The following is a 23,929-nucleotide window of genomic DNA, read 5'->3' as shown; positions in this document are numbered from 1 at the left end:
TTTCACCGAGCGGCGCAACTGCTCCGCCCGGCTGGCACCGCAGTGCTACGATTAACCGACAATCCCGCGACGCGGACCGCCTTCACTCGAATCGAACAGGCCCTCGCGCGCGCGGCGTAGTTATTGACGCATCAAGGCTAACTGCCCGGTTAGCGTCCGGTCGATGTGCTGAGCGAGCAGCCTGAGCGCATGCACCACGAGCGAGAGAATCGTCAACGCCGACCAGTATCGCGTGGCGGAGCCGCGTCCGAGGAGCCTGCTGATCGCAACGACCACGGTCGACACTCCTAGCCCCGCCACCAGGACGGTCAGGATGGCCGCCAGTAATCGAAATTGCTCGAAGTCGGCGGGGAAGTCTGGATCCCCTGACGCCAAGACCCACCGATGGGTGACCGCCGACAAGTCCGCGAAAATGGCGAAGGCCTGGAAGCCGTGGTACATCCCGATCGGCGCGACCACTGTCGCTAATCCTCGCGCCACGGTGTCTCGCGTGTTTCGCGTCATGTCTCGGGTCCCGTCCGGCCAACGATCCGCGGTCACCCGCCGGCGCTCACGATACCACCAGCGCTGGTCGGGTGCAGCGCGTTGTTCGGCGGCTCTTGGACACTCACGCCCCCAAGGCGCCTTTCAGGGACGCGCCGCAGATCCCAGAGACTCAGGATATGACCAACGCTTGCAGCACATAGGTAAATGGTCAGGATCCAGAGGAGCACGCGGGCCGCCGTACTCTGCACTCGGGACGCCCTGTCACGCCTCGTGGCGAAGAACCCCACGATGGTGGCGAGGCCCGATCCCACGGTCACGACAACACCACAGAGCAGCATGACGACCAGCATGGCGGCCGCCATTTGAGAGACCGCCATGGCATCCATGGCATCTCCCCTGGACCGGGACTCTAGAGCGTTCACGAAGTAACGGACCTGAACCGCGTCAACCACGATCAGCAGCGAGGCAATGATCAACGAGATCGCCGCCACCCAGAGGACAACTGACCGCCACACACCTCCTGCCAGCCGAGGCGTGACGTCATCGGTGCGCAGGCGCGTGAGCAGTGTGCTTGTCGCCATCATCGCTGCGACGGTGGCGAGAATGAGGTCGGCCTCTTGTGCCTGCGCCAAGAAGTCCTTTACAGCCTGCACCGCCGCGAGAGTACCGACGGGCGGGTTTCGCGCCGACTCCGCGAAGCCCCTGTAGGTGAGCCATGCGGACGACACAGTCCCGGCAGTCACCATGGCAATGGCCGCGGGGACGGCAATGGGCGCCCACGCTTCACGACCATACCTCTGAAGCCCGAGAAAATGGACGACCAGGACAATCAAGGAGAAGAGCAGAAGGATGGGCAGAATCATTTCCGTTCCCCGCCTTCAATCGGCGGTGGCCTTCTCAGCCACAGCCCGCCTCGAAAGTTCGCCGAACTTGTAATTAGCCCGCCGCGTTCGGGCGGCGCTCTCTCCTTATATGCCGCAGCGGTTCGCAGCGTATTGTCTTACGCACCGTTGTTGGCTGCGCGCGGTAACTCCCTCAGCGAAGGCCACTTGCCCCAATCAGGTACGCGGCGGCTCGCTGGTGTAGGCTGCAGCCGTCCCAAGCGTAATCAGATTACGGACTGTTCGAGGTGGCGCGGTGGGAGCACGGCCAAACGTGGCCGAATTGTATACCGACGCCAACGTAAGAGTACGCAGAATCTGCCAGCAGCAGGATCTGGCGACGCGGCCTTCGATGCCCATACTCCCCCGGACAGCACGTACGGGTACGTGGCAGCCGGCACCACCGAAGGCTGGGGAACCTGTGAACTCCCAGACTTTCGGTCTGTCTCTCACGCTCCTCCCGCAACACCAGAGGTTCACGGGTATGCCGAACGTCGAACATTACGCGGCCCGCAGGCCCAGTCCTGCGGTGGCACGCGCTTCGCAATAGGCCACCAGCAGGCCAAGACATGCAGCCACCCAATCTCTCCCGGAACGCCCACCCATCCCGCGAAGCCAGGCCGGGTTCGATCCCGGGCGCGCTGACGGCGTCAGGACCACCGACTGCCCCGCACGACGGCCCACCTGCCGAACCTCGTCCGCCCAAACTCCTCGACCAGGTGCGTTTGGCATGCCGCATCCGGCACCTGAGCGACCGGACGGAAGAAGCGTACGTCGGCTGGATCCGACGGTTCATCCTCTTCCACAACAAGCGCCACCCAGGTACCATGGCGGCACCCGACGTGGCCTTGTTCCTGTCGTCGCTCGCAACCGACCACCACGTCAGCGCCTCGACCCAGAACCAGGCCCTCTCCGCGTTGCTCTTTCTCTATCGCGTCATCATCAACCGCGATCTCGATCCACTGCCCACCGTGGTCCGTGCACATACCCCGCTCCGTCTTCCGGTGGTCCTCTCGGTCGACGAAGTGCGGCTCGTCCTGGCCCATCTCCATGGCACGCCGAGATTGGTCGCCCTCCTGCTCTACGGAGCCGGTCTCCGACTCTCGGAATGTCTCGATCTGCGCATCAAAGACGTGGATGTCGCCCGCAACCAGATCAGTGTCAGGCAGGGCAAGGGTCGCAAGGATCGCCAGACGGTCCTGCCCACCTCCGCCCAACAGCCCCTGTCGATTCATTTGGAAGAGGTGCGCCGCATACACAATGATGACCTGCGCCTGGGCTTCGGCAGGGCCGTGTTGCCCGACGCCCTGGCCGCGAAGTTCCCGAACGCGGACAGGTCATGGCCGTGGCAGTTCGTCTTCCCCGCTTCGCGCGTGTGCAGGGATACTCGATGGGGCGAACCGACGCGCTTTCACCTGCACGAATCCGTCATTCAACGCGCAGTCATCGAGGCGGTGCGCGCCGCAGGTCTCACAAAGCGCGCAACCTGTCACTCGCTCCGGCACTCGTTCGCCACACATCTCCTGGAAAGCGGCTACGACATCCGCACGGTGCAGGAACTGCTGGGACATCGCGATGTCGCCACCACGATGATCTACACGCACGTCTTGATGCGGGGTGCGCTCGGTGTGCGAAGCCCGGCGGACGGCCTCTGACGACAGGGAGGCTCTCGATGCCTTCCCTCCGCCTGCCCGCCAGTCTACACTTGACCTGTCTAGTACTGACAGGTTCATTCTGGAGTCAGACGCGATGATGACTGTCACGATGATGGCCCGGCGGTTCGGTCTGAGTCGCAGCACGCTGCTGTACTACGAATCGATCGGGCTCCTGCGCCGCCCTCCGCGAACGGAGGGCAACTACCGCGCGTACACGGACCAGGACGCCGCGCGCCTGGAGCAGATCTGTGTGTACCGGAAGGTGGGCCTCAGCCTGGCCGCCATCCGGAAGATGCTCGACCGGCCCGGCAGCGGGGCATCTGCTGTCCTGCAGCGCCGGCTGGGCGAGATCGATGCCGAGGTCGAGGCGCTCAGGGGTCATCAGCGCGATATCCTGCGCCTGCTTGAAGGCTCGCGCAGCTTCAGGAGGAATCAGATGGTCACCAAGGACAAGTGGGTGGAAATCATGAAGGCGGCCGGATTCAGCGAGGCGGACATGCACCGCTGGCACGCCGAGTTCGAACGGGCGGCCCCCGCGGAACACCAGGAATTCCTCGAATTCCTGCACATCCCGCCAGTCGACATCACGCGGATCCGGGAGTGGAGCCGGAAGATGAAGACAGCGTAATCCGGGCCTGCCCGCGCGTGGCGTCCAGGACCGCCGCGCGCATTCCTGCGACGCTCGCGCCGGGCAGGCGCACTTCGTATCGCACGTCGGCTTCGTACGCTTCGGTCACCACCTCCGCCTCGAAGGCCGGGAAGATCTGCTGCATCGCCGAAACAGCCGCGTACGACACCACGATCTCAAGCATCGCCAGTTCGATGTGTTCGCCGAGAGGCATCGTCGCGAGCGCCTTCTGTACGCCGCCGGCGTACGCACGGACCAGGCCTCCGGTGCCGAGCTTGGTGCCCCCGTAGTACCGCGTCACCACCGCCGCGACATCGCCCACACCGCTGTGCAGCAGGATCGAGAGCATCGGCCGGCCGGCGGTGCCGTGCGGTTCGCCATCATCGCTCATCCCCACCCGGCCCGACTGGCCGGGCGGCCCGACCACAAACGCCCAGCAGTTGTGCGTGGCATCCGTGAACTCGCGCCTCATCTCCTCGACAAACGCGGCAGCGGCTTCGACCGATTCGACACGCGCCATCGTCGTGATGAAGCGGCTGTGCTTGATCTCGTCCTCGACGCGGTGTCGATCCGCCGGAACCGGGTAGCGTGCGGGCTCTGGCATGGGGCTTACAACAGGTCTGGCAGGAGCTGCCGTGGGACACGATGGTACATGCACGCGATGGCCGCGATCGCGAGAACCGCTGCGGCTTCCACGAATCTGGACTGGAGCAGGAGCCAGAGCACCGCGCCGATGCCCAGCAGCGGAACAACCGGGCCGCCTGGTGCGCGGATCGCGCCCGGCGCCAGAGGACGCGTTAGACGCAGTTTGAGCGTGGCGGCGGGTGCCGGAGCTGGAGCCGGCGAGCTGTCCGAGTTCACAAAGCGCCCTGGTGAACGGCGGCCGGGCAGACGACGATCACGTGGCGGATGAGGGAGGTCATGCCGACATCATACATTCCCCGGTTTTTCGCCGCCGCCACCGTTTTGTGGGGCGCCGGAGTCTCGTTTGGCGTCTAATACGGGAGAGGTGCCGCATGGATCCGCTGGAGGACGTCCGCATCGATTCCGGACTCGAGTCGCCGGACGGCCCGGTCCTTCCACCTCCGCAGGGTCGTTCGCGATCCACGGTCGGCCTGATCGCGTGCGCGTTGCTCGTTGTCGTACTGGTCACGGTGTACCTCTGGTTCCGCAAGCCAGCGTCAGACCGGCCGGTGGCAACGACTCAGCCGGCGGCGCAGCCCGCTGCGGAGGTTCGAGCGCCGCTCGGCCCGCCGGTCGATGCCATCGATCTGCCGCCCGTGTTTCTCACCGATCCGCTGGTTCGCGATCTGATCGGTCGCTTGTCTTCCCGTCCGGAAGTGATGGCGTGGCTGGCCACCGACGGCCTCATTCGTGGTCTGGTGGCCTGCATCGACAATGTCGCATCGGGACAGTCACCGGCCAGGCACCTGGCGCGCCTGTCTCTGCGAACGCCGTTTCGTGCGATGCGGAACGGGGGAGCGTTCGTCATCGATCCGGGCTCCTATCTGCGCTACACGAGGATTGCCGACGCGGTGGCATCTCTCGACCCGGCTGGACTCGCCAGCGTCTACTCGAAGATCAAGCCGAGGATGGTTGACGCCTTCCGAGAGCTGGGGCACCCCGAAGGCGACATCGACGGCGCGACGGAGCGTGCCATCACCGTCCTGCTGCAGGCGCCCGTCATCGAGGGCGAGATCGCGCTGGTCGAGAAGGTCCTCTCTTACGACTTCCAGAGAGCTGAACTTCAGCAGCTCGAGCCCGCCCAGAAGCACCTGCTCAGAATGGGACCTCGCAACGAGCGGGTCATCCAGGACCAGCTGAGAGCGATCGCCCGTGAACTGGGCATCCCGGATAAGCGGCTGCCCGCCAGGCCACAACCTACCGTCCCACAGTGACCGCCGCGTCAGCGCGTGGTCTCGAGGTCCCCTGCACTTGATCGGTGTCCTGATCACGCCGGTTCAGAAGACGATCGCGGGCGGATGGAAAACCGTGACAAGTTCGTGACAAACTTGAACCCGGGAAACAACTGACTCCAGCCGGGCGTAGTTCCTAATGCGGCACGCGAAGTCTGCGCTGGTCGTGTGTTTCGGCCCCCATGGTTCGGCGCCTCGGGTACGAATCCTGAGAGACGATGTGAAAAAGACTCATTCCATCTTCCTGATTTCGGCGGTGCAACTGGCCAGCGCGTATGCCGTCGTGGTGGCGCAAAGCCAGGGGGCCCTGCCCCAGACGGCTCCGGCTCCCGCGTGCACGATCAGCGGGACCGTCGCCGCCGGCCAGGCGAAGCTGCCTGGCGTGGCCATCACAGTCGTGCCCAAAGATGGCGGCAGCCCTCTTTTGACGTCGACTGGCCTTGACGGATCATTCCGGGTTCACCCGGCCGGCCCCGGGGAATACGACGTACTCGCCGAGTTGAGCGCGTTTGCCAACGCCGCGAAGACGGTCTCTGTCGGTCCGGATTGCCAGGCAAAGGTCGAGTTGACGACGACATTGAGTTCGCGGGCGCCTGCCGCGGCCACGTCAGCGACACCGGCAACTCCCACTGCGGTCGCCGCACCGCCGCGAGTCACGGTGCAGCAGCGACCCCAGGCCGGCGGTCAGCAATTTCAGCGCGTGGCACCGGTCGCCGGGGCGCAACCGGGCCAGCGCGGCCAGGCGGGCCAGCGCGACCAGGCCGCGGCGGCCGATGTCGCTGCGATTGGTGCCTCTGAGGACGCGCAGGCGGTGGCGCAGCACTTGAGTCTGCCGGCGGGATTCACGGCGGAATCGGTCGCCGAATCAGTGACAACATTCGGATCGACCACACAGATGAACGACGCGTTCCTCTTCGGTGGTCGGGGTGAGGGCGGCCGGGGCGGCGAAGGTGGATTCGGCGGCGTGGGCGGCCTGGCAGGAGAAGGCCAGCCGGGCCAGGGCAGCCTGCCAGGCATGGGTCAGGTGGGCGGTGGATTTGCGGCCGGAGCGTTCGGGCTTGGCGGGGGCGGGGCTGGTGGTCGGGGCGGTGGTGAAGGCGGAGGCGGCCGGGGCGGCGGCGGCAGGGCCGGAATCGGCAACCTCAGGAACAACCGGCCGAGCGGCCAGGTGTCCTACACGCTGGGCGGATCGATGCTCAACGCGCAACCCTACGCGCTCAATGGTCAGGCGACGCAGCAGCCCAGCTTCATGAATCAGCGCTACAGTCTCGCCATCGGGGGACCGGCGAAGATCCCCGGGCTCTTTGATCTCGGAACGCGCTCGTCGGTCTTCGTCAACTACTCAGGCAACCACGGGTCCAATCTGTTCGATTCGTACTCGGTGGTACCGAGTCTTGAGTTCCGAGCCGGCAACTTTGGCGCGCTGTCAACATCTGTGATCGATCCCCTCACGGGGCTCGCGTTTCCGGCCAACCGGATTCCCGCCGACAGGATCAGTCCCGCCGCGGCGGCTCTGCTCCATTACTTCCCGGATCCGAATCAGGAAGGCAGCACGCAGAACTATCACGGGGCGGGCACGACCATCAGCAACGGCGACGACATCAACTTCCGATTCACGCGGACCTTCGGCACTCCCCCTCCCCGGGGCCGCGGCGGGCGTGGCGGCGCGGCGGGCGGAGGCGGCGGGCGTGGCGGCCGGGGCGGTGGAATGCTCGGAATGATGAACAACGTCGTCAATCTGAATGTCGGCGTGCACTTCAGCCGGTCCGACAGTTCGCAATTGACGGGATTCCCGAGTCTGCAGGGCAAGAGTCACCGATCGGGCTGGGATGTGCCGGTCAATCTGTCGTTCGGCAAGTGGGGTCTGCTGAACACGCTCTCGCTGACGTTCAACCGCAGCAAGTCGGCGACCACCAATCAATTCGGCGGCGTCACCGATGTCGCGGGCGGGGCGGGGATCGCAGGCGTATCGACTGATCCGTTCGACTGGGGCGTGCCGACGCTGTCGTTCTCGAGCCTCTCATCATTGCGCGACGTCAATCCCTCGCAAAGCCTCAATCAGAACATCGCCGTCACCGGCTCGATGATGAAGATGAAGGGCAGGCACACGATGCGGTGGGGCGGCGACTTCCGGAGCCTGCTGTCGGAGAATCGCAGCAGCGGCAACGCGCGCGGCAGCTTTATCTTTACGGGTCTGTACTCGGGCGGAGGTACGATCAAGTCGACGGCCTTCGATTTTGCCGACTTCCTGTTGGGCATGCCCCAACAGGCCGCGCTGCAATACGGCCCTGGGCTTGAAAGCTTCCACGCGCGCTCGTTCTCGGCCTACTTTCAGGACGACTGGCGGCTGAGGGGCAATATCACGCTGAATCTCGGCCTGCGGTACGAGTATCAATCTCCGTACACGGAGGCGAGCAACCGCCTCGTCACACTTGACGTCCCCCCGGACTTCTCGGCGGCAACCTCGGTGCAGGCCGGTCAGACGGGGCCCTTTACCGGCGCCTTCCCGCTCACGATTATCCATCCCGACCGGAACAACGTCGCGCCGCGCCTTGGCGTCGCCTGGCGCGCCAACCAGAAGACGACGGTGCGCGGCGGGTACAGCATCAACTACGCGTCGGTGCCCTACATGTCGATCGTGCAGAAACTGGCGGGCCAGCCGCCGTTCGCCGTGACAAACACCGTCATCGGGGCGGCAACTGCGCCGCTGTCGTTAGCAACGGTCTTCGCCACGCCGCCGCCGGCGACCACGACCACCAATACATTCGGCGTCGATCCCAACTACCGCATCGGGTACGTGCAAATCTGGAACGTGGACGTGCAACGCGAGCTCAATCGGACGTTGTCGGCCGGTGTGACCTACACCGGCACGAAGGGTGCGTCGCTGGATCTGCTCCGTGCGCCGAACCGGGGGCCGAGCGGCCTGCGCATCCCGAACGTGCAGGCGTTCACCTGGGAGTCGTCCGGCAGCACGTCGATCATGAACGCGCTCTCGCTGAGGCTGCGCAAGCGCCAGTCGATGGGTCTTTCCGGGGGCGTCACGTATACGCTTTCGAAGTCGATGGATGATGCCTCGTCGATCGGGGGCGGTGGAGGCGTGGTGGCGCAGAATGACCAGGATCTGGCCGCCGAGTGGAGCCGATCGAGTTTCGATCAGCGCCATCGCGTGTCGGCCGACTTCGCCTGGGAACTCCCCTTCGGCGCAAGCCGCAAGTGGCTGAAGCGCGACGGCGTGCTCAACGCGATCGTCGGCGACTGGATTCTGAACGCGACGATGTCCTACGCCACGGGGAGTCCGTTCACGGCCAGGGTGATCGGCGCGTCCTCCGACATCAGCCGCGGCACCAATGGGACGCTGCGGGCCGACTACAACGGCGCGGCGATCGACCTGTCGAATCCCACGATGGCGATGTTCTTCAACACGGCGGCGTTCTCGATCCCGGCAGCGGGCACGTTTGGCAACTCGGCCCGGAATCTGATTACGGGCCCGTCCACCACGACGCTCAATATGTCGCTGTCGAAGAGCATGCGCTATCTGGGCAACCGGAGCATTTCGCTGCGCATCCAGGCGAACAACGTGCTGAACATGCCCCAGTGGGGCTCGATCGATACGGTGGTCAATTCACCAACCTTCGGCAGGGTCGTCTCGATACGATCCATGCGCAGCGTGCAGATCATTGCGCGCGTGAGCTTCTAATCCGGACGGAGTGACATCATGCGATCGCGGCGTCCTTCTCTGATCCGGTTGTTCCTGCTGCTCGCCGCCACGGCTGTCTGCGCGGCGACGATCGTCGCGGCGCCGGGACAGCCCCCCCCGCCCCAGAAGCCGCTGGCCGTGTTCCGGGCCGGTGTCGACCTGGTGACCGTCAACGTCGTCGTGCGCGATAAGAGCGGGAATGTGGTGAAGGGCCTCAAGCGCGAGGATTTCACGGTGCTCGAGGATGGCAAGCCACAGACCATCGACACGTTCGATTTCGAAGAGGTGGACGCGGCCGATAACCCCGCGCCGCCATCGGCGATTCCGACGATTCTCGGTGGGGTCGGCAAGCCGCTCCCGGCGCCGCTTGTCGGGCGCCCGGTGGTCAACATGCACGACCGGCGGCTGGTCGTGCTGATGTTCGACCTCAGCTCCATGCAGGTCGAGGAAACGCAGCGGGCGCTCGACGCCGCGCGGGACTATGTGAACACGAAGGTCGGTCAGGCCGACACCGTGGCGATCGTCACGTACGCCTCGTCGCTCGATGTCGCGCAGGACTTCACCTCGGACAAGAACGTCCTGCTCAACGCCATCGACCGGCTCAATGGCATCGAGGGCCTGGGGTTCGAGGAGATGATCGCCGCCGATCCGGAGGCGACTGTCGACGATACCAACGGCGCGTTCGTCGCCGACGACACCGAATTCAACATGTTCAACACCGACCGGCGCCTCCAGGCGCTGCGGTCGATGATCGATGCGCTCTCAGGCGTTCAGCAGAAGAAGTCGCTGGTCTACTTCAGCAGCGGCATGAACCAGACCGGCATGGACAACCGCGTGGCGATGCGCGGCGTGATTGACCGGGCTGTCCGCACGAATCTGTCGATCTACTCGGCCGACATGCGGGGGCTGCAGGCCGTGGTGCCAGGCGGAGCGGCCAGCCAGGCCAGCACGCGGGGCGTGTCTGCTTTCAGCGGGCGAGGCGTCGCCAGGGCCTTCGATTCGATGAGCGCGTCGCAGGATGCGCTGTCGTCGCTCTCTCAGGATACGGGCGGCCGCGCCTTCTTCGATCGCAACGACTTCGGCGGCGTGTTCGATCGCGTGATAGCCGATACGGCGGCCTACTATGTCCTCGGCTACAGCAGCACCAACCTGGCGCGGGACGGCCGGTTCCGCCGCATGCGGATCCAGTTGAAGAGGACCGACCTGAGGCTCGAGTACCGCGTTGGATACTATGCGGCGCGCGACTTTACGCATTCGAGCAAGGACGACCGTGAGCAGTTGCTGATGGAGCAGCTCGCCTCCGATTTGTCGGTCACCGACCTGCCGGTCTATGCCGCGTCGGGCTACTTCCGGCTCAAGGGCAATCACTACTACGTGCCCGTGTGGCTCGTCGTTCCTGGCTCGCGCGTGCCGTTCACCAAATCCGGCGACAAGACCAAGGCCACGCTCGATGTGCTGGGCGTGCTGGTCGACTCGCGGCAGTTCCCCGTCGCCCGCATCCGCGACACCGTCAACCTGGCGCTGGCATCGGCTGAGAACACGCAGCGCAAGGCCGTCCAGTACGCGACCAGCTTCGAGTTGCCGCCAGGCACGTACCGGTTGAAGGTCGTGATCCGCGAGAACCAGGGCGGCACGATGGGATCGTTCGAGACATCGCTGGTGGTTCCGGACCTCGACAAGAGCCCGGTGAAGATCAGTTCCGTGGTCCTCGGGTCGAGCCTGGCGGCGGTATCGAAGAAGGACGATCGGAACCCGCTGCTCCGCAACGGCCAGCAACTGGTCGCCAACGTGGCGCGGGTCATACCGAACGACCAGCACCTCTATTTCTACTACGAGATGTACGACCCGGGGCAGGTGCCGGATTCCGCGGCCAGCGGACAGCCCGGAGCGCCGGCCGCCGGCACCACGGCCTCCACGAGGCCGGGTGAGCGTCCCATCAAGGTCCTGTCGAGCGTGGTCTTTTTTCGCGGCGGGCGCAAGGCGTACGAGACGCCGCTCATCGAGGTGCCGGCGCTGACCTCTCCCGACCGGAAGGCCGCCGCGTTCCAGCTCGACATCCCTGCGTCGGAACTGCAGCCCGGCCTCTACACATGCCAGGTGAACATCGTCGATGACGTCGCGGGGACATTTGCCTTCCCGCGCATGGCCCTCTACATCCGGAAGTGAGACTGACGTGAGAAAAGGGACCAGGCCCCCTCAACCAAAGGCATGGTCTGGCGGATCGGGGCGAGCTTCTCACTGCGGGAAGCGTCCGAGCGCCACCAGAAGGGCCAGCCGGGCCTGCCGCAGTTGGTCTTCCGCGACGGCGGCGCCGGTGTCCGCATCTCGCGCGGCGCGCTGTGCGTCAATCACTTCGATGTTGGTCGATGCCCCGACCTTGAACGAGACGTTGACGATGTCCACCACCTCGCGAGCCTGCTCGGCGGCGAGCTTTGCGGCGGCCCACGCCCGCTCCGCTCGAGCGACCGCGTTTTCCGCGGTGCGCTCGTCCGACCTGGCCTGACGGACCAGTCCCTCGAACGCAATCCGGGTCTCTTTCAGGAGCACGGTGCGCTCGGCTCGCTTCTCCCGGCGCGACCCCGCATCGAAGACGGGCAGGCTTGCCGCGAATTGAAGGCGCCAACTCCAGGCAGGCTGAGACGACGTGCTCGGGGTGACAAACTGCGGCTGGAACAGGCCCGACACCGATGGCAGCCAATCCTTCCAGCTGTCGCTGACCACACGCGAGGCGGCCTTCTCGCGGCCCGCCGCCAGGCGCAGGTCCGTGCGCTCGGCCGGCATCGCGGCGATCGCAGCCCCGAGCGACGGCGGCACGTCGAGCAGCGGTTCGTCGGCCGCGGTCACGGGGCCGCTGTCTGCCACGAGCACACCGAGGGCTTCCTGGGCTCGGTACAGACCCGCGCGTGCCGATTCGACCAGCACGTCATCGGCTGATACCGACTGCTGTGCGCGCAATTCGTTGAGCCGGCTGCCCGCGCCACTTTCGCGCCGCTGGCGGGCAAACTCGTAGTGCGCCTGGGCGGTGTCCCTCGCCCGTTGGTTGGCGTCGAGCACGCGCTCCAACGCGAGAACCGTCAAGTAGGCCTGGGCAGTCGCCACCGCGACCTGCCGGCGAACGTCTGCCGCCCCCAGTTCGGTGACCTGTTTGTTGTCCATCAACTGCACACGCAGGGCCCACTGCACCGGAGCATAGAGCGGTGCCGACACCGTCACCGCCGCCGCGAGTTGATTCTGCGGCGTTGCCACCGTGGTTCCAAACAATCGGGCGTCGTTGAGCGTGGTTGTCGTCACGCCGGCCGACACCTGCGGCAGCGCCCCGGCACGGACCTGACCGAGCAGCGCGTCAGCTCTCAGGATTTCCGCCGCCGCGGCCTGGGCCGAAGGATTGCGTCCGACCGCGCGGGCGACGGCGTCCTTGAAGCTCATCGGCGCCGGCACGGCTTCCTGGCCGCCTTCCGCGCGGAGGGTGGGCGCGATCAGCAAGGCGCCAGCCAGCGCAAGGGCGAGCAGTGGTCTACTCATGGACGTTCTCCGGGACGCCGCGCTTCTTCAGGCCGAGACGCTCTTCTCTTGACGCTCCGACGCTTCTCACGGCCACGTAAAGTACGGGAATGATGATCACGTTCATCAGCGTCGAGAGGAGCATGCCGCCGGCGACCGACGTGCCGACCGAATGCCTCGACGCCCGGCCGGCGCCGTGCGCGAACACCAGGGGCATGACGCCGAGGATGAACGCGAACGACGTCATCAGGATCGGCCGCAGGCGAATCCGCGCGGCCTCGACGGCCGCATCTATGATGCCCATCCCGCGCCGCCGTAACTGCTCGGCGAACTCGACGATCAGGATGCCGTTCTTGGCCGACAACCCGATGAGCATCACGAGACCGATCTGGCAGTAGACATCATTGATGAGCCCGCGCGCCCACTGGGCGCCAAGCGCACCGAGCACCGCCAGGGGCACGGACAGCAGAATGATGAAAGGCAGCACCAGGCTCTCGTACTGGCCGGCCAGCGTGAGGTACACCAGCAATAGACCCAGGCCGAAGATGGCAACCGCCTGACCGCCCGACTGGAGTTCTTCTCGCGACAGCCCCGCCCAGTCGTAACTCATGCCGAGCGGCAGACTGCGCCTGGCCAGCGCGTCCATCGCCTGCAATGCCTGGCCCGAGCTGAATCCTGGCGCCGCGCGGCCGTTGATCTCGGTCGAGCGGAACAGATTGAAGTGGGAGATGACCTGCGGCGCGGTTGTATTGGTGATCGTCACGACCGAATCCATCCGCACCATCTTCCCGGCCGGCGTCCGCAGGTAGTACCGGCCGATGTCTTCGGGCCGGCGGCGGAAGTCCTGGTCCGCCTGGACGTAGACGCGGTACGAACGGCTGTTGTAGTCGAAATCGTTGACGTAGTTCGCGCCCATCAGCGTCTGCAGCGTCGAGGCCACGTCTCCGAACTTGAGGCCCAGCGCCTGCAGGGCTTCACGATCGACGGTCACGACGAGTTGCGGGTCGTTGGCCGTGAAGCCGGAAAAGAGCCCCGTCAGGCCCGGCGTGCTGTTGCCTTGGGCAACCACGGCGTTCGTCGCGGTCGCGAGTCTCTCGATATCGCCGCCGCTTTGGTCGAGCACCTCGAATTGAAACCCGCCGAATCGCCCGAGCCCCTGAATGGGCGGCGGGAGAAACGGCAGCACCACCGCGCCGGTGATGGCGCTGAACGGCCGGTAGAGCCGCTGAATCACGGCCATCGCCGAATGCTCTTCGCCAGGGCGCTCGTCAAACGGGCGCAGCCGGACGAACATCATGGCCTTGTTGGAACCACTGCCAAGAAAGCTGTACCCGTTGACGACGAAGACCGCGCTCACTTCGTCCTTCTGCTGGGCCAGGATGCGGTAGGCCTGCTCCGTGATGGCGTCCGTGTAGCCGAGCGACGCGCCGCTCGGCCCCTGCACCGTCACCATGAAGCTTCCGGGATCCTCATCAGGCACGAACCCGGTGGGGATTCTCGTCCACACGAACCAGGTCGCCACGAGCCCGGCCAGAAACACCGCGACAACGGGAGTCTTCCTTCTGACCAGGACGTTGAGCAGCGATACGAATGCCCGGGTGCCGCCGTCAATCACCCAGTTGACCGGGCGCCAGAATCGACCGGGCGCCCTCTCGCTCCTGAGCAGAAGCGCTGAAAGCGCCGGCGTCAGCGTGAGTGCGTTGAACGCCGAGATCGCCACCGAGCACGCGATCGTCAACGCAAACTGCTGGTAGAGGCGGCCGGTCGTGCCGGGAAAGAGCGCCACCGGCACGAACACCGCGCCGAGCACGAGCGCCGTCGCGATGACGGGGCCGACGACCTCGGCCATCGCTTCCGAGGCCGCCGCGCGCGCCGTCTTCCCGTACTCGTGCAGGTGCCGCTGCACGTTCTCGACGACGACGATCGCGTCATCGACGACGAGGCCCGTGGCGAGCGTGATGCCGAACAGGGTGAGCGTGTTGATCGAGAATCCAAAGAGCCGCACAAAGGCAAACGTGCCGACGAGCGAGACCGGGATGGTCAGCGCGGGAATGATCGTGCTCCGCCAGTCCTGCAGGAACACGAACATCACGAGCACGACCAGGCCAATCGCCTCCAGCAGCGTGATCAGAACTTCCTTAATCGACTCGGACACGACGATGGTGTTGTCGAAGGCAAGCTCGTGCTGCATGCCAGGCGGAAACCGCTTCGACAACCGTTCCAGTTCGGCAGTGGTCGCCTGATAGACGGCGAGGGCGTTGGCGGTCGGCAACTGGCTGACGGCAATCCCGACGGCGCTCCGGCCGTTGAAGCGGAGGTCCGAGCTGTACGACTCGGCGCCCAACTCGGAGCGGCCGACGTCCTTCAGCCTGACCAGATCCCCGCCGTCGCCGCGCTTGAGGATGATGTTGTCGAACTCCGCCGGCTCCGACATGCGCCCCACGGCGCGCACGCTGACCTGGAAGCTCTGCTTGCCGGCCACAGGCGGTTGCCCGACTTGTCCGGCCGCCACCTGCACGTTCTGATCGCGGAGGGCGTTGATGACATCCGCCGCGGTGAGGTTCCGGCTGGCCAGCCGATCCGGATCCAGCCAGAGGCGCATCGAGTATTTCCGCTCGCCGAAGATGGTGACGTCGGCCACGCCGTCGATCCGCTTCAGGGCGTCGCGGACGTACACATCCAGATAGTTGCTCAGGAAGAGCGGGTCGTACTCACCATGCTCGGCGTACACCGCCGCGGCCCAGACAAAGCCGCTCGACGCCTTGCTTACGGTGATCCCGACGGTCTTGACCTCGTTCGGCAGCCGGCCCGCCGCCTGGTTGACGCGGTTCTGCACGTCCACCGCCGCCAGATCCGGATCGCGCGTCACGTCAAAGGTCACCGTAATCGCGCTGGTTCCGTCGTTGCCGCTGTTCGACGACATGTAGGTCATGCCCTGCACGCCGTTGATGGCCTGCTCGAGCGGCTGCGTCACCGCCGTTTCGACGGTCGCCGCGTTGGCGCCTGTGTAGAAGCTGCTGACGATGACCTGCGGGGCCGCCAGTTGGGGAAACTGCGCGATGGGCAGCAGCGGGATGCAGATCGCGCCGGCGAGCACGATCACGACGGCCATGACGCTCGCGAGGATCGGACGCTTGATAAACAGATCGACAAACATGTCTTGGAGTCCCGGGAATGGCCAGACGCCTGGCGTCAAGCCGCGACGCTACGAGGTTCGGATGGGCACGCCGTTGTCGAGTTTCTGCACGCCGGATACGACAATGCGGTCGCCCGGCGCGAGGCCGCTCGTCACCACGACGTTGTTGTCGACGGTCTGTGCGAGCTGCACCTGTCGCTGGCTCGCCACCAGGCGGCCGTTCTTCTCCTGCGCCACGAACACGAACGGCTGGCCGTTGATCCGCACCACCGACAACACCGGAATCGCCAGCGCCTCCACCTGCCGCCAGACGATGCGCGCTCTGACGAGCTGCGATGACCGCAGTCGCCCGTCGCCGGCGAGCCGCGCCTTGACGAGGATCGACTGCGTCTGATCGTCGACGCGCGTCGAAATGAATGTCACCCGCGCCGACGCGAGCAGCGCGCCCTGGCTGTCGAGCACCTGGACCGGCAGTCCCAGTTTGAGGTCGCGGCTCCGATCGAGCGCCACCGGCACGTAGACTTCGAGCGCCTGATTGAGGTCGATGGTCGTCAACACCGTGTCGGACGTGACGTGCATCCCGACGCGAATCGGGACATCGCCCACCGTGCCGGCCGCGGGCGCATCCACCTCGTAGTACTTGAGCGTGACGCGCTCCTGCTGCAACCGCGCCTTCAGCGACGACAGCTGAGCCAGCGCCGCGTCGTAGTTGGCCTGCGCCTGATCCAGTTCCTGCTGGCTCGACGCGCCCGCGGCAAGCAGCGTCTTCGCGCGGTCGAGCTGCTGCCCCGCGAAGATGACGGCCGCGTCCTGCGCGGCGCGGGCCGCATCCTGGCTCGTCACGCTCGCCTGCTGACGGCTCGGATCAATCTCGAACAACGGCGTCCCGGGGCCGACCCGATCGCCCGACCTGACGAGAATCCTGGTGACCTCCCCGCTCACTTCAGGCTTGATGCTCGTCGACGACAACGACTGGATCGTCGCCACGTAGGTCGAGGCCTCGTCTATCGAGGTCGATTGCACCGGCGCAACCTGCACGAGCGTGGCGGGCATCTGCTGCGGTGCCGGCGCCCCGCGGCCCGCGCCGCAGGCGGCGACCGCGGTGACTGATGCGGCGAGCAGGACAGCCGCACAGAGACGAATGCCAGGGAACAGCCTGGCACAAAGATCCACCCGAAGAGTGCTGGAACTGCGCATTATCAATCCCCGATTGTCGCTGGCGCGGCCCCGCTCACGACTCAGCCACGTGCCGCCTGCACGTCGCATAGCGGTCACAGAGCCTGGCACGGGCCGTCCGGTAGTAACTGCCGCGTATGAGTTCCATCATAGATGATTTCAGTCAGATATGGCCGTTCCGTCACCCTCCCGAGACCTTGCCGGTCATTCGTCCCGACCCCTATTGCGCGCCCGTGATGACGACCTTCCCGGCAGACAGCCCCGGCGCCGACACTTCGACGAAGGGCTCGTCGGCCAGCCCGGTCGCAACCTTGATCGCGTGAAGGTTGGAGCCCTCTTCGTACCAGAGGTAACCGCTCGATCCCGGCTCGGTGCTCGCCCGCACGCGGACCGCGTCCGCGTACTCCGGGGGCAGGGCCGTCTTCATCTGCTTGAACAGCGCGAGTGTCGGCTGCCACTCGAGCGCGGTTCGGGTCACGCGCAACACGTTCGGGTGGCGAGCCGTCTCGATGATCAACGTCGCCGTCATGCCCGGGCGCAGGGAGAGGTCCGGGTTGGCCACGTTCACGACGGCCGTGTAGGTGACCGCCCCCGGGGCCGTCTTGTCGCTGTCTGGCCCGAGGCGAACCTGCGTAACCACACCCGTGAACGTGCGCTCCGGGTAGGCTCCCACGGTGAATGTGACGCCCTGCCCCGCCTTGAGCACCCCGACATCGGATTCGTCGATCGTCGCCTCGAGTTGCATGCGCGTCAGGTCTGCGGCGATTTCGAACAGCGTCGGCGCGTCCAGCCTGGCCGCCACGGTCTGCCCGGCATCAACATCGCGGGCAACGACGATGCCATCGATGGGCGATGTGATGGTTGAGTTGGCGACGTCCACGAGCGCCTGGTCCAGTTCGGCCTTCGATTCAACCACCGCGGCCTGCTGCGAGTTCAGGTCTGCCAGCGCCTGCTTGTAAGCCACCTGGGCGTCTTCGAGGTCAGACTCTGTGATCAGGTCCTTCTTCGCCAGCGCCTCCTGCTCGCCAAGCTTCACCCTGGCATCGTCAACGGCAACCTGAGCGCCCTCAACGGCGTCCTGCGCTTCCGCGACTTTCGAACGAGCTTCGTCCACCTGGGCGTTCGCGAGAGTCGAATCAAGGCGGGCCAGCACCTGTCCTTTGTGGACGACGCTGTTGTAGTCGGCGTCAAGCTCGCTGATGATGCCTGAAAGCTGGCTGCCGACCGTGACGGTCTCGAGAGCGTCGAGGGTGCCCGTCGCGAGCACTTTCCGGGAGACGTCTCCCGCCGTGACACGAACCGTCAGGAACCTGGCAGGACGAATCGGGCTGTGCATGGCGTATGCGCCCAACCCGACACTGAGGACCAACCCGAGTGCTACGAAGCCTGTGCGTTTCATGACGCCGCCTCCATAGCCCCCACACGACCCCTACTTGTATAGACGATGGCGGGGCGGCGGCAGTTTCGCCAGAATCCGGCTGCCGACACCCCTGCGGTCCCTTGCTGGCGCCAATTCTGGAACGGCGATCAGGCCCGGCCCATGAACTCGCGGGTTTCGGTGTTGACCTTCACCTTCTCGCCCTCCCTGATGAAGAGGGGCACCCGAATCTCGATGCCGGTTTCCAGAGTCGCCGCCTTGGTGACGTTGCCGCTGGCCGTGTCGCCGCGAATGCCTGGCTCCGTGTACGTGATGGTCAGTTCGACCTGTTGCGGCATCTGCACGCCAATCACGTTTCCGTTGAACATCAGCACCCGCACAACGAATCCGTCCACCAGGAAGTCCTTGGCGTCCCCCAGCATCTCGCCGCCGAGCGCCAGGGTTTCGTAGCTTTCCTGGTCCATGAAGTACGACGCGTCACCGTCACTGTAGAGGTAACTGGCGGGCACCTCGGTGAGATCCGGCTCCTTGAACCTGTCCGACGCCTTGAACGTCTTGTCGAACACTGCCCTGGTCTTCAGATTGCGCATCTTGACCCGGACCAGCGTCTGACCGCCCCGAGCCGTTGGTGTGGAGACCTCCACTTCGAGACAGAGGTAGGGTGTGTCGTCGAACTCGAAGAACATCTTGCGCTTAATCTCGATTGCTTCAATCAGTGCGGCCATCCCTCTATTGTACCGGAGTGCGGACGTCGTGCTAAATTAGGGGTTTATTCATAAGGAGATCCCATGAAGACCGAGACATCGACGATCATCTGGACGCAGATAGACGAGGCGCCCGCGCTGGCGACGCTGTCGCTGTTGCCCATCGTGCAGGCGTTCACCAAGGGGACGGGAGTCTCGGTCGAGACGCGGGACATTTCGCTCGCCGGCCGCATCATCGCCATCTTCCCGGAATGCCTCGCCGAGGCGCAGCGGATCCCCGACTACCTCGCGCAGCTCGGCGCGCTCACCCAGCGGCCCGAGGCCAACATCATCAAGCTGCCGAACATCTCGGCGTCCATCCCGCAGCTCAAGGAGGCCATCAAGGAACTCCAGGCGCACGGGTACGCGATCCCGGACTACCCCGAAGCCCCGAAGGATGATGCCGAGCGGGCCCTGCAGGCGCGGTTCGCGAAGGCGCTCGGGAGCGCCGTGAACCCCGTGCTCCGCGAAGGCAACTCCGACCGCCGTTCGCCGCTCTCGGTGAAGGCGTTCTCGAAGAAGCATCCGCACAAGCTCGGCGCCTGGGCCCCGGACTCGAAGGCGCACGTCGCACACATGACCGGCGGCGACTTCTATGGCAGCGAGACCTCCACGACCGTTCCGCAGGCGACAAGCGTCCGCTACGAGTTCGTGGCGGCCGATGGTGCGGTCACGGTCCTTAAGAAGGGGATGGGCCTGCTGGCGAGCGAGATCCTCGACACGTCGGTGATGCAGGTGAAGGCGTTGCGCGGCTTCTTCGAGGAGCAGATCGAGGACGCGCGCCGAACGGGCGTGCTTCTGTCGCTCCATCTCAAAGCCACGATGATGAAGGTGTCCGATCCGGTGATGTTCGGCCACGCCGTCACAGTCTTCTACAAGACCGTGTTCGACAAGCATGCCGCCACGTTCAAGCAGCTGGGCGTGAACCCAAGCAACGGCCTGGGCGACGTCTACGCCAAGATTCAGAGTCTGCCGGCCGACAAGCAGGCGGAGATCGAGGCCGATATCCAGGCCGTCTATGCCACCCGCCCCGCGCTGGCGATGGTCGATTCGGACAAGGGCATCACCAACCTCCATGCGCCCAACGACATCATCGTCGACGCCTCGATGCCGGTGGTGGTTCGCGAGTCGGGCCGGATGTGGGGACCCGACGGCAAGCTCCACGACACCAAGGCGATGATCCCCGACCGCTGTTACGCGACGATCTACAAGACCGTCATCGAGGATTGCCAGCAGCACGGGGCGCTCGATCCGGCGACGATGGGCAGCGTGCCGAATGTCGGCCTGATGGCGCAGAAGGCGGAAGAGTACGGCTCGCATGACAAGACGTTCATCTCCCCCGGCGCGGGCACCATCCGGGTCGTCGTGGAGTCGTCGGGTGAGACACTGCTCGCGCAGAAAGTCGATGACGGGGACATCTTCCGATCGTGTCAGACCAAGGACATTCCCGTCCGCGACTGGGTCAGGCTCGCTGTCACGCGCGCACGGGCGACCGGCGCGCCGGCGATCGTCTGGCTCGACAAGAAGCGGGCGCACGACAGGCAGGTGATCGCGAAAGTTGAGACATATCTCAAAGACCACGACACAAGGGGGCTCGAGATTCGCATCATGGCGCCGGATGAGGCGATGAAGTACTCGCTCGAGCGGATCCGCAAAGGTCTGGACACCATCTCGGTCACCGGCAATGCGCTGCGCGACTACCTGACCGATCTGTTTCCGATCCTCGAGATCGGCACTTCCGCGAAGATGCTGTCGATCGTGCCGCTCCTCGCCGGTGGCGGGCTGTTCGAGACCGGTGCTGGCGGCTCTGCCCCCAAGCACGTGCAGCAGTTCCAGAAGGAAGGGTACCTGCGCTGGGATTCGCTCGGTGAGTTCTCGGCGCTCTCGGCCTCGCTCGAGCATATCGGCAGCACGTACCACAACGAGCGCGCGGCGCTGCTGGCCGAAACGCTCGATCAGGCGACGGGCAGGTTCCTCGACAACAACAGGTCGCCGGCCCGCAAGGTGGGCCAGATAGACAACCGCGGCAGCCACTTCTACCTGGCGATGTACTGGGCCGAGGCGCTGGCCGCGCAAACGAAGGACAAGGACATGCAGGCGCGGTTCGCCCGCCTGGCGAAGCAGCTCATCGAGCACGAAGCGAAGATCAACGAGGAGTTGCTCGCGGCTCAGGGGAAACCGGTTGATATGGGCGGGTACTACCAGCCGGACCTGGTGAAGACGACTGCGGCCATGCGCCCCAGCCCCACGCTGAACGCGATCATCGACGCGATGGCGTAGGAGCAGCCTCCAGGGGCACGCGCCGCGCGACAACGGCGTTCCCTGCCCTGCCCGGTCCATACTGGCGGCTTGGTGGCCAGCACACTCCGGCTGGGTCGAAGGGTCGTATGTGGCCGCGGGGAACAATTCCCCTATACCCTGTGGCATACGCCTTGGGCTCGTGATAAGGTGGCGCCGTTCGCTCAGGGCTTCGTGCCAGTCGATCGTCTTTCAGGGAATCGCCAGAATCAGCGGCGATAATCGTCGGCCGACGCGCCTCGAGAGCACGAATCGAGCCCCGAAATATGCCGATCAGCCTCGTCCTGGCCGACAGCCACCCTATCGTCATCGAGGGACTCCGGCAGCTGTTCCTCCGGGAGGACCACTTCGCCGTGCTCGCCGCGTGCGCTGACGGCGAACAGGCGCTCGCGGCCGTCGAGACGCATCACCCCGACGTCCTCGTGATGGACCTCCAGTTGCCCCGAAGAGACGGAGTGGCAGTCCTCCGCGAGATCGCCCGCGCACATCCGGCGACGCGCGTCGTCCTGCTGACGGCCGTAATGGATGAGGATCAACTGCTCGAGGCCGTGCGGCTCGGCGTCAGCGGCATCATCCTGAAGGAGATGCCGACGCACCTGCTCGTCAAGTGCATCCAGAAAGTCCACGCGGGAGGGCAATGGCTCGAGTTGAACGCCGTGTTCCGCGCCCTGGACCGAGCGATCAAGCGCGAGGAAGGCACCCGCGAGATAACGGCCGCACTCACCCCGCGCGAACTCGAGGTCGTGCGCCTCGTGGTGAAGGGGGCGAAGAACAAGGAAATTGCCGAGACGCTGTTCATCTCTGACGGCACGATCAAGATCCACCTGCACAACGTCTATGAGAAGCTCGGCGTCAAAGGCCGCGTCGAGCTGATCCTGTTCGCGCAGAAGCGGGGCCTCGTGTGAGTGGATCTCTATACTGAAGGTCCGAGCGACACTATTGCTACAGATCTATGGTCAGGGGTCTGTGGTTTTTGTATACTTCGCCCGATGATCCCGACCCAGCCCTGACGGCGCCGGGTGGGATCGACTCTCGGAAGGAGCAATGCCTTGGCCACGGAAAGTCGAGTGGAAACCGTCCGAGATCCCCGATTTCCTCTTGCGGTTCCCATGGTGTACCGCCATGCGTACCAACTGGAGTGGCATGAGGGAACCACGGTCAATGTCAGCGGCACTGGCGCGTTGTTCCTGGGCCCACAGGGTCTGTGGGAGGGCGCGCCGGTCGAGCTGCGGCTCACGCTGCGCGGAGCCGCGCCTGGCGTGGCTCCAGACAATTTCCGCTGCACGGGCCGAATTACGCGAATCGCGCCCGGGACTGCCGAGCCGATCGGCGCGATGATGGCGGCGCAGTTCGAGGACTTCCGCTTCGAGCATTGTCTCGTCGCCGACTAGCCTGACGCCTCCCCTCGGCACTCGGTTCCCGCGCCGGCTCCCCCATCCGATCTACGGCACGTCCGTAACGGGCGCGGCGCTTCACACCGCCGTTTCTCCGACCTCGCATCCGGGAACGCCTGTGGTACGCTTGGTGGCTTCAAGGGTCCATGTGGCCGGCGAGTGTCCAAGCCGACGATGCTCGGCGAGCACGCGGCGCATGCGGACACGTCCTGTTCCGAACCACCACCCTCCTGTTGTGAGAGGCCGCGCAGATGGATCGTCGAAGTTTTGTGGCTGGACTGGTTGCCGGCGCGTCAGGTGTGGCTATCGGCGGCGCCGGCGCCTGGCCTCGCCCCACGCCGCCGCCTGCACCGCCACCGCCCGCTCCCAAGTCGCCGGGCCGCCTGTCGTTTTCCCAGCAGGGCGAGGACATCGTGCTGTTCCATCTGCTGCGCGATTTGATGAAGATCGATCGGCCGACCTACGTCGACATCGGGGCGGCCGATCCGATCCAGTCCAACAACACGTACATGCTGCACTGGTCGTCGGGTGGTCACGGTGTGCTGGTCGAGCCCAATCCGATGTACCAAGAGCGCCTGCACATGCATCGGCCGCACGACGTCATTGTCAACGTCGGGATCGGCGTGACGGATGCGACCGAGGCGGATTACTACGTCATCCGCGGCCAACCCGCGCTCAACACGTTTTCGGCGGATCAGGTGAAGATGCTGCGAGGCAAGGCCAACGAGGATGTGGTCGAGCGCGTCATCAAGATGCCACTGATTTCGGTGAACCACCTGATTGAGAAGTATCTCGGCCAGGCGCCCGACCTGGTGTCGATTGACATCGAGGGAATGGACCTGGCCGTTCTCCGCACGCTCAACTTCAAGAAGTACCGGCCAGCCTCGATCATTGCGGAGACCATCCGCATGGGCACGGCGAAGGAGGACAGCTCGATCGCGAAATTTCTGGCTGCCAAAGGCTACGAGGTCCGCGGGGGGTCTCTCTATAACACCATCTTCGCCGACCCGGCCCGCTATGCCTGAACCGGGGGTCTGAGA

The 23,929-nt window shown here is 65.3% G+C and carries 18 protein-coding genes; 9 read left to right on the top strand and 9 right to left on the bottom strand.

Features of this window, described 5'->3' with window-relative positions:
- Nucleotides 1–120: 120 nt before the first annotated feature.
- Entirely contained in the window at nucleotides 121–504 is a 384-nt protein-coding gene (locus NTV05_15770) for a hypothetical protein (GenBank protein MCX6545858.1), read from the bottom strand.
- A 32-nt stretch (nucleotides 505–536) separates the two neighbouring features.
- Complete coding sequence (locus NTV05_15765; protein ID MCX6545857.1) at nucleotides 537–1,349, bottom strand: hypothetical protein; 813 nt, start codon at nucleotides 1,347–1,349, stop codon at nucleotides 537–539.
- 587 nt (nucleotides 1,350–1,936) lie between these two features.
- On the opposite strand from NTV05_15765, the gene NTV05_15760 reads away from it, so the two are divergent.
- Nucleotides 1,937–3,022, top strand: coding sequence for an integron integrase (locus tag NTV05_15760; GenBank protein MCX6545856.1), 1,086 nt, complete (start codon nucleotides 1,937–1,939; stop codon nucleotides 3,020–3,022).
- A 94-nt stretch (nucleotides 3,023–3,116) separates the two neighbouring features.
- Nucleotides 3,117–3,650, top strand: a complete 534-nt coding sequence (locus tag NTV05_15755; protein MCX6545855.1) for a MerR family transcriptional regulator — start codon at nucleotides 3,117–3,119, stop codon at nucleotides 3,648–3,650.
- On the opposite strand, the gene NTV05_15750 is transcribed toward NTV05_15755, so the two are convergent.
- Both NTV05_15750 and NTV05_15745 read right to left on the bottom strand, forming a co-directional pair.
- Nucleotides 3,607–4,254, bottom strand: a complete 648-nt coding sequence (locus NTV05_15750) for a YigZ family protein (GenBank protein ID MCX6545854.1) — start codon at nucleotides 4,252–4,254, stop codon at nucleotides 3,607–3,609. The genes NTV05_15755 and NTV05_15750 overlap by 44 nt on opposite strands.
- Nucleotides 4,255–4,259: 5 nt before the next feature.
- Nucleotides 4,260–4,511 carry a hypothetical protein gene (locus tag NTV05_15745; protein ID MCX6545853.1) on the bottom strand — a complete coding sequence of 84 codons (252 nt, stop codon included), beginning with the start codon at nucleotides 4,509–4,511 and terminating at the stop codon, nucleotides 4,260–4,262.
- 155 nt (nucleotides 4,512–4,666) lie between these two features.
- Here NTV05_15745 and NTV05_15740 point away from each other — a divergent pair, with 155 nt between their 5' ends.
- The 3 genes from NTV05_15740 to NTV05_15730 all read left to right on the top strand — a co-directional run bounded on the left by NTV05_15740 (nucleotide 4,667) and on the right by NTV05_15730 (nucleotide 11,429).
- Entirely contained in the window at nucleotides 4,667–5,548 is an 882-nt protein-coding gene (locus NTV05_15740; GenBank protein ID MCX6545852.1) for a DUF3014 domain-containing protein, read from the top strand.
- 238 nt (nucleotides 5,549–5,786) lie between these two features.
- Nucleotides 5,787–9,263: a TonB-dependent receptor gene (locus NTV05_15735; protein ID MCX6545851.1), complete on the top strand. Its 3,477-nt coding sequence runs from the start codon at nucleotides 5,787–5,789 to the stop codon at nucleotides 9,261–9,263.
- 18 nt (nucleotides 9,264–9,281) lie between these two features.
- Nucleotides 9,282–11,429 (top strand): VWA domain-containing protein, encoded by a 2,148-nt coding sequence (locus NTV05_15730; GenBank protein ID MCX6545850.1) that lies wholly within the window; start codon nucleotides 9,282–9,284, stop codon nucleotides 11,427–11,429.
- A gap of 69 nt (nucleotides 11,430–11,498) precedes the next feature.
- Here the strand turns inward: NTV05_15730 and NTV05_15725 are convergent, their stop codons facing one another.
- The 5 genes from NTV05_15725 to efp all read right to left on the bottom strand — a co-directional run bounded on the left by NTV05_15725 (nucleotide 11,499) and on the right by efp (nucleotide 19,179).
- Nucleotides 11,499–12,785, bottom strand: a complete 1,287-nt coding sequence (locus tag NTV05_15725) for a TolC family protein (GenBank protein MCX6545849.1) — start codon at nucleotides 12,783–12,785, stop codon at nucleotides 11,499–11,501.
- Complete coding sequence (locus tag NTV05_15720; GenBank protein ID MCX6545848.1) at nucleotides 12,778–15,921, bottom strand: multidrug efflux RND transporter permease subunit; 3,144 nt, start codon at nucleotides 15,919–15,921, stop codon at nucleotides 12,778–12,780. The genes NTV05_15725 and NTV05_15720 overlap by 8 nt, the downstream gene beginning before the upstream one ends.
- A 48-nt stretch (nucleotides 15,922–15,969) precedes the next feature.
- Nucleotides 15,970–17,097: an efflux RND transporter periplasmic adaptor subunit gene (locus NTV05_15715; protein MCX6545847.1), complete on the bottom strand. Its 1,128-nt coding sequence runs from the start codon at nucleotides 17,095–17,097 to the stop codon at nucleotides 15,970–15,972.
- A gap of 199 nt (nucleotides 17,098–17,296) precedes the next feature.
- Nucleotides 17,297–18,475, bottom strand: coding sequence for an efflux RND transporter periplasmic adaptor subunit (locus tag NTV05_15710; protein MCX6545846.1), 1,179 nt, complete (start codon nucleotides 18,473–18,475; stop codon nucleotides 17,297–17,299).
- A 128-nt stretch (nucleotides 18,476–18,603) separates the two neighbouring features.
- Complete coding sequence (efp, locus tag NTV05_15705) at nucleotides 18,604–19,179, bottom strand: elongation factor P (protein MCX6545845.1); 576 nt, start codon at nucleotides 19,177–19,179, stop codon at nucleotides 18,604–18,606.
- A 63-nt stretch (nucleotides 19,180–19,242) separates the two neighbouring features.
- On the opposite strand from efp, the gene NTV05_15700 reads away from it, so the two are divergent.
- From NTV05_15700 to NTV05_15685, 4 genes are all read left to right on the top strand, one after another.
- Nucleotides 19,243–21,477, top strand: a complete 2,235-nt coding sequence (locus NTV05_15700; protein ID MCX6545844.1) for an NADP-dependent isocitrate dehydrogenase — start codon at nucleotides 19,243–19,245, stop codon at nucleotides 21,475–21,477.
- Nucleotides 21,478–21,761: 284 nt separating this feature from the next.
- Nucleotides 21,762–22,400, top strand: a complete 639-nt coding sequence (locus NTV05_15695) for a response regulator transcription factor (GenBank protein ID MCX6545843.1) — start codon at nucleotides 21,762–21,764, stop codon at nucleotides 22,398–22,400.
- 162 nt (nucleotides 22,401–22,562) lie between these two features.
- On the top strand, nucleotides 22,563–22,886 hold the full coding sequence (locus NTV05_15690; GenBank protein MCX6545842.1) for a PilZ domain-containing protein: 324 nt from the start codon (nucleotides 22,563–22,565) through the stop codon (nucleotides 22,884–22,886).
- Nucleotides 22,887–23,140: 254 nt separating this feature from the next.
- The gene (locus NTV05_15685) at nucleotides 23,141–23,914 is read left to right on the top strand and encodes an FkbM family methyltransferase (GenBank protein MCX6545841.1); all 774 of its coding nucleotides are present in this window, start codon (nucleotides 23,141–23,143) and stop codon (nucleotides 23,912–23,914) included.
- Nucleotides 23,915–23,929: the final 15 nt, after the last annotated feature.

The sequence above is a fragment of the Acidobacteriota bacterium genome, from assembly GCA_026393755.1.
In the GTDB taxonomy this organism is placed as follows: Bacteria; Acidobacteriota; Vicinamibacteria; order Vicinamibacterales; family JAKQTR01; genus JBAXOX01.
This window is presented reverse-complemented; position numbering and strand designations above follow the sequence as displayed.